Annotated in this window: 3 protein-coding genes and 1 pseudogene; 2 read left to right on the top strand and 2 right to left on the bottom strand. The window is 47.7% G+C overall.

Going from position 1 to position 3,485, the window contains the following annotated elements; all coding sequences use genetic code 11:
• Nucleotides 1–504: pseudogene (locus ACEW8S_RS15095) on the top strand (molybdopterin containing oxidoreductase); the annotation flags it as partial.
• 51 nt (nt 505–555) lie between these two features.
• The gene (locus ACEW8S_RS15090; RefSeq protein ID WP_373518956.1) at nt 556–1,020 is read left to right on the top strand and encodes a monoheme cytochrome C; all 465 of its coding nucleotides are present in this window, start codon (nt 556–558) and stop codon (nt 1,018–1,020) included.
• A gap of 100 nt (nt 1,021–1,120) precedes the next feature.
• Here the strand turns inward: ACEW8S_RS15090 and ACEW8S_RS15085 are convergent, their stop codons facing one another.
• Both ACEW8S_RS15085 and ACEW8S_RS15080 read right to left on the bottom strand, forming a co-directional pair.
• Nucleotides 1,121–1,705: a type 1 periplasmic binding fold superfamily protein gene (locus ACEW8S_RS15085; RefSeq protein ID WP_373518955.1), complete on the bottom strand. Its 585-nt coding sequence runs from the start codon at nt 1,703–1,705 to the stop codon at nt 1,121–1,123.
• An 18-nt stretch (nt 1,706–1,723) separates the two neighbouring features.
• Nucleotides 1,724–3,485 (bottom strand): TonB-dependent receptor domain-containing protein (locus ACEW8S_RS15080; RefSeq protein WP_373518954.1); only part of this gene is annotated, 1,762 nt, incomplete at its 5' end.

The following is a 3,485-nucleotide window of genomic DNA, read 5'->3' as shown; positions in this document are numbered from 1 at the left end:
GCCTCGGTCTCGGGGAAATGGTTGAATAGAATAAGCGTCCGCAATATCGTACATGATGGCGAAAAAATGGGCGGGGATTCCTATCGCGTGCCTTGCGAACCCGTTGCGCCTGGCGAGGAAGTAAAGGATGAGGACATGTGCATCATCGAATCCATGCCCGTCAAATCCTTGATCACCTATCCTAAATCTGGAGCACTGCTAAAGCAAGGGCAATTCCTGAATATCCTAGGCCATGCTTGGGCCGGGGAACTGGAAGTGGCCCAAATGCAGTATTCCATCGATTTCGGTGCGACCTGGAAAGACTGTCCGATCGAAAAACCTGCCAACCGCCTGGCCTGGCAACATTTTTCCGCCAAAATCGATTTTCCGATAAAGGGATATTACGAGGTTTGGGCCAAGGCGACGGATGCCAAGGGAGTTTCGCAGCCGATGTTATTGCCCGGTTGGAATCCCAAGGGCTATTTGAACAATGCCTGTCATCGCATTGCGGTGAAAATAGGGTGATGTCCGGTGCGGGAGGCTCGGTGCTCGATGTACTATTGAAAAACACTTGATATGTCAGAACAAAATAAATTCTGGAAAAGCTCAAGACGGATCTACCGTTTTTTGATAGTGGTCTGTGTTTTGGCGTTAGTTTTGGGCATCGTCATTTTCTATATGAACCATGGCGATACCGATATCAAGGAAAATGGGGAAAACGAGTACACGACCTTCTCCAATGACGACCCAGACCGAATCGAAGACGGCATCCACGTCAGAACCGGCCTTGTGGATGCACCGGGACTTCAAGAGACCGTGACCAATTGTACCAGTTGCCATTCCGCCAAACTGGTCATGCAAAACCGGATGAGCGCCGAGCGTTGGCACGCCACCATCCGCTGGATGCGGGAAACGCAGAATCTCTGGCCCTTGGGCGAGAACGAAGACATTATCGTCGACTATCTGGTGACCAACTATCCGCCCAAAAACAAAGGCAGAAGGGAAACCTTGACCGATGTGGATTGGTACGAGCTGAAGTAATGACCGGACTCTGTGCCAACATCCACTTAGGGTTTTTCATAAAAAAACCAAGAAACGCTTAGCTTCCTGGTTTTATTGCCAATAGGTTCCTACCGATGCTTTACTCTACAATAACAGTAAAGGTTTGCGCTATGTCGGTTTCACCGCCCGCGTCGGCCAATGTGCCGTCATTCGGCTTTTTGGGCAGGTGGCGAAGCGTTACGGTCAACGAACCATCACCGGCAGCCCCGGTATTCAGTTTGAATATAAGTCCTATGGGATTTTGATTCCCGTCCGAATCCGCATACGATGATCCGGTCAAAGAACCTGTAGGCGCAAAGAAGAATTGATGGTCTTCATCTTCCTCCTGTATTTCCGGGGTTATACGTTCTGCCGGTGATTCCGTTTCGTTCAAAAGTTCGATACTACCGGTATAAGAGGTGTTCGCATCCAAATTGGATACCGTTATCTCCGGGGCATTGGGGCCATCGCCATCCAAATCCCTTGATTGAAAGGTTATTGCCTCGCCACCACCTTCCGGGGCCAAGGTTATGGACATGGTGGTAATTGTTTCCTCTTCCTCAACGGGCATCGGGTTGTCATCGTCATCGTTCGAGCAGGCAAAGAGCACTAGTGCCGTGGTGGTCAATAGCGCGGTTTGTCTTATTCCGCTGAAAAGGGATTTTTTAAATGTGATCTTGTTCATAATACTAATTTTAAAGGATTAATAATTGAGTTTTAAACGTATCAAAAAGTTTCTGCCGAGGTCGTCGGCATAATAGCGCAGCCTGTTCAAATACTCGCGATACGATGTGTTCAACAGGTTGTTGACGGTGAGCCCGACCAAAAGCGTGTTTTGTTCCGATAGCGGTATTTTAAACGAGCTATCGAGGCCGATCAGATGATAGGCGTCTGGCGGGGTATTAATATTTAACGTAATATCTTGGTTCTGTTCGGGTGAAAACACCGTGATGTTCGGGGGAAATTCATTTTGTCGGAATACATATTGGCTTTCCAACGTAATTTTAAAATCTTTCCAAGCGGAATTCGTATAGGAAAGCGAATTTCTGAAATGGGTCGCAGGAATGTTGATGAGCGGTCTCCCCAAATCGGTATCTATCCCTTTTACGATGGAAAAATTGTGGTCGGTGCGCCAGTGGGGGGTCCATTGGGAAAACAGATTCGCATCCAATCCCAATAAACGTGCCGTGGTCTGTCGATAGGTCCATACCGGAAAGGCTCCTCGAATGTTAAACTCGACGCCTGTGGGTTCCAAGACTATGAAATCTTTGATGAAATTGGCATAGGGCGCAAACGTATACCCCCATGTATCTCCCTCTTTTTGAATGGATAGCGATAGTTTTTGTGAAGTTTCACTTTTGATGCGAAGATCGCCCAATTCAATACGCGCCGCGGAGTGGTGCAGGCCGTCGCTGAAAATTTCCGAAGGGTTGGGGGCACGTTGTGAAAGGGCATAATTGAAACGTAGCTCGGTCTCGGTGTCCAAATCATATTGCAGACCTGCAGTTGCCGAAAAATTGTGATATTCAAACTTGGGATTAGTCAATAGCTGCGTACCCAGATTTTCGATGACCAAATCGGGGAATTCCACATCATAGCCTCGTTCTTCCCAACGCGAGGTGCGGTAGAATTTTTTGGCGTCTATATAGTTAAAATCATAGCGAAGGCCGGCATCGAGCAGCAAAGTGTTAGAAACCGTATATTCTCCCGTGGCAAAGGCACCAACATCGTATTTGTCATAGTCCGGTACCAGACGGCGAACGCCGGTATCCGGATTGGCAAAGTTATTTTGGTACAGCCCCATCAACCCAAAATTCAGGGTATAGTTGCGTTTCGCATCGATTTTGAAATCGGTGGATAACGTATGCGTCGCCAACCGTAGGTCTAGGGAGGCCTTTTCACTGTCGTCGCCCACCCGTATATCGTATTCAAACCTTTGATTGTGCTGAAAGTCATACTGAAAATTCCATTTTCCGATACCCTCAAAACGCTTGTAAAACTTCAATTTGGCCAAATGGTGCGTCACTTCTTGCCTAGGTTTGTCGATATCATAATCGAAATCACGTACTATCAGGGGTTGTTGTACGTTTATGGCCCTAATCAGGTCGTCAATATTGCCGATATCGGAGGCTCGAAGGATAGCGATGTTGGTATCGAAATAGGAATAATGGGCATCCCACCCCCAGATAAAATCGTGTTTTCCGATACCAAGGGATGCCCCAAGTTGAGAAACACCCGTGTTCGAAAGTACGTAATCAGGAGCTTCAAAATCGCCGTACCTTTTGAAAGAAGCCTGGCCTTTGACAAACCATCCGTTTTCATAGGCCTTGGTCAATTCCGTAGTAATATTCCCGCCCTTGCCGTTGGTGGCACCGCTAAGCAAGGTTTTCCCATATATCGTATCTTTTGCCGGAATACGTGCCGGTTCCATCAAAATGACCCCTCCAATGGCATCACCACCGTAT

This window comes from Pricia sp., assembly GCF_041745955.1.
In the GTDB taxonomy this organism is placed as follows: domain Bacteria; phylum Bacteroidota; class Bacteroidia; order Flavobacteriales; family Flavobacteriaceae; genus Pricia.
This window is presented reverse-complemented; position numbering and strand designations above follow the sequence as displayed.

What these genes read in the sequence shown, in the direction of transcription:
- ACEW8S_RS15090 (WP_373518956.1), top strand. Translation starts at nt 556, where the DNA reads ATGTCAGAACAAAATAAATTCTGGAAAAGCTCAAGACGGATCTACCGT.
- ACEW8S_RS15085 (WP_373518955.1), bottom strand. Translation starts at nt 1,705, where the DNA reads ATGAACAAGATCACATTTAAAAAATCCCTTTTCAGCGGAATAAGACAA.